We start from the raw sequence: 5,345 nt of genomic DNA, 5'->3' as shown, positions 1-5,345 counted from the left end.
CCGCCCTGGGTGTTGCCACCGCCGCCACCACCCTGCGTACCGCCCTGGGTGTTGCCACCGCCGCCACCACCCTGCGTACCGCCCTGGGTGTTGCCACCGCCGCCACCACCCTGCGTACCGCCCTGGGTGTTGCCGCCACCGCCACCACCCTGCGTACCGCCCTGGGTGTTGCCGCCACCGCCACCACCCTGCGTACCGCCCTGGGTGTTGCCGCCACCGCCACCCTGCGTACCGCCCTGGGTGTTGCCGCGGCCGCTGCCCTGCGTGCCGCCCTGGGTGTTGCCGGGCCTGTTCTGGTTGGTCTTACCGCAATTCTTCTGGTTCTTCGGGCACGGCCTTTCCGGAAGCAGGCTCTGCGCCTGCGATGTACCCTTGCCGACATGCACCTCAGCAGGTGCCGCTGAGGCGGAAGTCCCGATGGTGAAGACTCCTCCCACCACTGCTGCCGAGGCTATTGCTGTGGCTATCTGCCGCTTCCGATTGATCCGCATGGGCCGTGCTCCTCTTTTTCTTCCGTGTAAGACGCGAATCCCGAATCCGGCGATATCGCACGGAGCGACCGGGAACCACGTCACCTTGGAGACCAACGTCTCAACCGCTGACCAGGCCCGTCCCGCCTGAGTCAGCCCGCGGGACACGTCCGAGAAGTTCACTCCACGCACCGGACGGTCAACCCGTCGGTGAGGTCCGCTCGTTGTGGGCCACACCGTCGCCCCTCGAAAACATGTGTGACTCAGAGGTGGCGCAATTCCCATGCTGTTCTCGCGCTTCGGCCCAGTCAACTCAAGCCGCGCACGCCGCACGGTTATGACCTCGGCGCTGTCACCAGAATTGACCACACAAGGCCTGGAAATCGTCCAGAATCAAGGAATTCGGCACCGGTACGTCCGAGCCGGAAGCGGGCACCGCCGCTGAATTGAAGCCTAAAATAGTGGCACGCCTGTCACCTGAAGTGGTGACACGGAAGTTGACCTTGGGCTGATGTTCGAGCGATCCGGGAGGATCCGCCGGCGGGCAGACGGGGCAGAACACAACCGACGACTCCTCCCCCCACGGCACCTTGAGGGAGTTCCCATGCTGCACGGCATCGACGTGAGCGCCTACCAGTCCGCCACGTACGACACGCACGGCCTCTCCTTCGTCTTCATCAAGGCGACGGAGGGCCGTTCGTACGTCAACTCGCGGCTGAACGCCCAGACCAAGCACGGCCGCGACGCCGGTCTGGTGGTCGGCTTCTATCACTTCCTGTGGCCCGGCAACATCACCGCCCAGGCCGAGTACTTCGTCTCCCACGCCCCCGAGAAGGCCGGTGACATCCTCGCCGTCGACTGGGAGACCACGGGCGAGGGCACCCACGCCTCCAACTCGGAGAAGGACCACTTCATCCGCAAGGTGAAGGAACTGCGCCCGCACAACCGGGTCGTGCTGTACGCGAACCGCAACTTCTGGCTGAACATCGACACGACGTCCTACGCGGGCGACGGCCTGTGGATCGCCGACTACGTCACCGCGGGCCACCCGCGCATCAAGGCCAAGTGGCGCTTCCACCAGTACACCGACGACCCGCACGACAAGAACGTGGCGAACTTCTCCTCGGCGGCCGCGCTGCGGGAGTGGGCCAGGCCGTGACGGCCGGCCCGCTCCCCCAGCCGGTGCCGGACACCCCCTAGGAGGGTCTCCGCCTAGCCCCGGAAGTCGGCCGGGCGTTCCGGGGTCGTCTCCGCCAGGGCCTTGGTCACGGTGTCGGCGCCGGCCCGCAGGCCGTAGACCGGGGTGCCGGGCTGCTGGCGCCAGGAGTCGTCGATGCCACCGGCATCCACGGTGTCGAAGCCGATCTCGTCGATCAGCGCGCGGACCCTCGCCTTGGCCGCCTCGTCGTCGCCCGCCACCGGGAGCGCCATGCGGTCGGGGTCACCGGCCGGCCGGGGACGCTCGAGGAGGTCCTGGGCGTACGTGCCGTTGAACGCCTTGATCACGGGGTGGCCGAGCTGCCGTTCGGTCCAGCGGCTCTCGGTGAGGCCCTCGTCCTCGATCGCGGCGATCCTGCCGTCCCGTTCCCGCGGGTAGTAGTTGCCGGTGTCGATGACCGCCACGCCCTCGGCGGCCTCGTCGAACAGGCCGGACGGCAGGCCGGGGACGGCTTTCAGGGGGACGGTGACCACGACGACCTCGGCGCCGTGGGCCGCCTCCTCGACGCGCACGGGGGTCGCGCCGGTCTCCTCGGCAAGCGCGGTCAGGGTGTGCGGACCGCGGGAGTTGGCCACGGAGACGTCGTGTCCGGCGGCCGTGAACCGCCGGGTGAGGTTGCCGCCGATGTTGCCCGCGCCGATGATGCCGATCTTCATCTCTGCTCGCCTCGCTCTTCCGGGAGTCCCGGAGGTCGGTCGGGTGTCCTTGCACAGCCGTTGCAGGCCACGTGCAACCTCCGGGCGGCGCGGGCTATTCCGGGCGTACGGCGAAGGGCGTACCGGGAAAGGCGTACGGCGAAGGGCGTACGGCGAAGGGCGCCCGCCGCCGGGCGGTGGGCGCCCCTCAGGTCCGTGCCGGACGCGTCACTTGCTCAGGTAGGTCCAGAACTCGTCGAACGACAGCACCTTGTCGCCGTTCAGGTCGCGGGTCCTGATGATCGCCTCCGCCACCGTCTCGGTGACGTTCCAGTCGCCCTCCTGGGCCAGGGCGGACTTGAACTCGGCGGCGGTGATGAAACCGTCACCGTCCGCATCGATCCGCTGGAACTGCTTGCGTGCTTCCTCGATGTCGGCCACCGATCCGCCCCTCTTGTCGTACCTGACTGTCCTGCTGTCGCTGGTCAGATTAGCTGCCCGTGCGGACCTGAAGCGCAGCGGCCACCCAGGAGAACTCGTCGGCGTAGGAGTGCACGGGTGTTCCCTTGAGGATCCCCAGCAGTTCCCGGTAGCGGGCGAGCCTGACGTTGTGGGTCGCCCTGACGCGTTCCAGGACCGCCGCCGGGTCGGCGTCCCCGAACAGGTCACGCAGGACCCGGTCGGCCTCCGGAGCCTCGGGGGCGATCCCGCGCTCGCGCGCCTTCCCGACCAGTTCGACCAGCCTCTTGGCGAACCACCGGGACGCCCCGGCAGGCGTGTCGGCGCCGCGGTCGGAGTGATTGAGCTCGGCCGCCCTGCGCATCTGCGCCCGGAACTCCGCGTCCTGCACCAGCTCGGCCAGCTCCACCCAGGCGTCGACCTGTTCGGGCGTCGGGTCGTCCGGCAGGTTCACCGCGGTGTTCCGCATCCTGTCGCGGATGTCCGGGTCCACGGTGTCGAGCCCGTGGAACATCTCCTCCACGAACTCCTCCATGATCCGCCTGCGCTCGGCCGCCGACAGCCGTGCCAGTCTGTTCATCAGGGTCGTCTCCTCCGCACTCGATCCGCGTCGCGCCACGCTCGACAGCACCGCGCGGGTCACCTTCAGCGACCGGATCTGCGCGTCCAGCGCCACCACGTGCGCGGCGGCGACCTCCGCGACCGTCCGCTCCCCGGCCAGCACCCGGCGCACGTCGTCCAGGCCGAGGCCCAGCTCGCGCAGGGTCCGGATCAGCTCGAGCCGGGCCACGCAGGCGGCGTCGTAGAGGCGGTAGCCGCCCGCGGAACGGGCCACCGGGGGCAGGGCGCCCTCGTCCGACCAGTAGCGGATGGTGCGCACGGTCAGTCCGGTGGCCCGGGCCAGCTCGCCGATGGTGAGAAGTCCGGTGCTGTCGTCGTTCACGTCTGCGAGTCTGGGCCTTCCAGTGGGTGGAGACTCAAGGAGCGGCCATGGAGGCCTTGCGGGACATTCTGGACGCCGCCGCCCGTGGCGTCTTCCCGCCGGTGGACGGCGGCACGACGGTCGTGCCGCAGCACTGCCACCGGGACGCGGGAGTCGTCGCCTTCACGGCGCACTCCGTCGTGTTCACCGACGAGGATCCGCTGTGGGTGCACGAGGCGCTGCGCTCGGTCGACTGCGACGAGCTCGCCGCACCCCTGAACCCGCGGTTCCTGTCGGCGCTCATCGACCGCACGGGGCGTCGGCACGACACCGTGGACGCGCTGCTGGTCGCGGCTCCCCTGCCGGGTGAGCCCCCGGTGGCTGTGGAGGAGGTCGCCGACCCCGCGCACCCCCGGATCGCCTACGCCCGCGAGCGGCGCGCCGGGGTACGCGCGTGGGCCGCCGACGGCGGGGTGGTGGTGCTGGGGCGCGGGGTGGCGGGGCGGGTCGAGGTCTCGGTCGAGGTCGACGCGGACGTACGGCACCGGGGGCTGGGGCGCGCCCTGGCGACGGCGGCCCGGCACCTGTGCGACGAGCCCGTGTGGGCGCAGGTGTCGCCGGGGAACGCCCGCAGTCTGCGGGCGTTCCAGGCGGCCGGTTACCGTCCGGTGGGGGCGGAGGCGCTGCTGCTCCCCGCCGGTCAGCGGAAGATGCCCGTGTGGCCGAGCGAGTAGCGGCCCGGCTGCGGGTAGACCGCGAGGCCGTGCGGGCCGCTGCCGACCTTGATGCGGGCGAGCTGCCGGCCGGTGCGGGTGTCGATGGCGTACACCTCCGAGTTGTAGCGGCCCGACAGCCAAAGGACCTTGCCGTCGGCCGACACGCCGCCCATGTCGGGGCTGCCGCCCTGCGGCAGGCGCCACTTCTTGGTGAGCTTGCCCTGGGTGAAGTCGAAGACGGAGATGGTGCCCTCGCCCCGGTTGGAGATGTACATCTCGCGCGAGTCACGGCTGATGTAGAGGCCGTGGGCGCCCTTGCCGGTGGGCAGGAACACCGGCTTGCCGAACGTCTTTCCGTCCAGGATCCACAGGCCGTCGGCCACCATGTCGGCGACGTAGAACTTCTTGCCGTCGGGCGAGACCTTCACGTCCTGGGGCATGGCGCCGCGGTGGTCCAGCTTCTGCCTGCCGACGATCTTCATCTGCGCGGTGTCGACCTTGAGCAGTTCGCCGCTGAACTCGCAGGAGACGATGAAGTAGCGGCCGTCCAGGGAGAAGTCGGCGTGGTTGACCCCGGCGCAGGGGACCGGGACGGTCTTCACCCGGTCCATGGTGTGCGCGTCGCGGAAGACGAGCTGGCGGTCCTTGGAGGCCATGACGACGGCGTACTTGCCGTCGGGCGTGAAGTAGAGGTTGTACGGGTCGTGCACGTCGACCGGCTTGCCCGCCTTGCCGGTCTTCGGGTCGATGGGGGTGAGGGAGTTGCCGAGGTCGTTGTTGACCCAGAGCGTCTTCAGGTCCCAGGACGGCACGACGTGCTGCGGCTGGCGGCCCACCGGGATGGTCTCGATGACCTTGTACGTCGCGGGGTCGATGACCGTGACGGTGTTGGAGTTGGTGTTGGGGACGTAGACCCGGGAGGGG

7 protein-coding genes are annotated in these 5,345 nt (G+C 69.7%); 3 read left to right on the top strand and 4 right to left on the bottom strand.

Translation table 11 applies throughout. The annotated features are described in order from the left end of the window. Together ABZ484_RS38280 and ABZ484_RS38275 are read left to right on the top strand one after the other, a co-directional pair. Positions 1-404, top strand: a 404-nt coding sequence (locus tag ABZ484_RS38280; protein WP_358870566.1) for a hypothetical protein, incomplete at its 5' end; no start/stop codon positions are given. Between the two features lie 670 nt (positions 405-1,074). Continuing rightward, positions 1,075-1,629, top strand: coding sequence for a GH25 family lysozyme (locus ABZ484_RS38275; RefSeq protein WP_358870565.1), 555 nt, complete (start codon positions 1,075-1,077; stop codon positions 1,627-1,629). 53 nt (positions 1,630-1,682) lie between these two features. On the opposite strand, the gene ABZ484_RS38270 is transcribed toward ABZ484_RS38275, so the two are convergent. The 3 genes from ABZ484_RS38270 to ABZ484_RS38260 form a co-directional block, all read right to left on the bottom strand. After that, positions 1,683-2,402: an NAD(P)-binding domain-containing protein gene (locus ABZ484_RS38270; protein WP_358870567.1), complete on the bottom strand. Its 720-nt coding sequence runs from the start codon at positions 2,400-2,402 to the stop codon at positions 1,683-1,685. 150 nt (positions 2,403-2,552) lie between these two features. Then, complete coding sequence (locus ABZ484_RS38265; RefSeq protein WP_358870564.1) at positions 2,553-2,765, bottom strand: EF-hand domain-containing protein; 213 nt, start codon at positions 2,763-2,765, stop codon at positions 2,553-2,555. A 49-nt stretch (positions 2,766-2,814) separates the two neighbouring features. After that, entirely contained in the window at positions 2,815-3,726 is a 912-nt protein-coding gene (locus ABZ484_RS38260) for a MerR family transcriptional regulator (protein ID WP_358870563.1), read from the bottom strand. 47 nt (positions 3,727-3,773) lie between these two features. Between ABZ484_RS38260 and ABZ484_RS38255 the strand changes: the two genes are divergently transcribed. Next, positions 3,774-4,439 (top strand): GNAT family N-acetyltransferase, encoded by a 666-nt coding sequence (locus ABZ484_RS38255; RefSeq protein WP_358870562.1) that lies wholly within the window; start codon positions 3,774-3,776, stop codon positions 4,437-4,439. Here ABZ484_RS38255 and ABZ484_RS38250 read toward each other — a convergent pair. Next, the coding region (locus ABZ484_RS38250) for a beta-propeller fold lactonase family protein (protein ID WP_358870561.1) at positions 4,406-5,345 on the bottom strand (940 nt) is incomplete at its 5' end. The two genes, ABZ484_RS38255 and ABZ484_RS38250, sit on opposite strands and share 34 nt — an antisense overlap.

The sequence above is a fragment of the Streptomyces sp. NPDC006393 genome, from assembly GCF_040628575.1.
Taxonomy (GTDB): domain Bacteria; phylum Actinomycetota; class Actinomycetes; order Streptomycetales; family Streptomycetaceae; genus Streptomyces.
The sequence above is the reverse complement of the archived record's forward strand: the minus strand, read 5'-3'. Positions and strand labels throughout refer to the sequence as shown.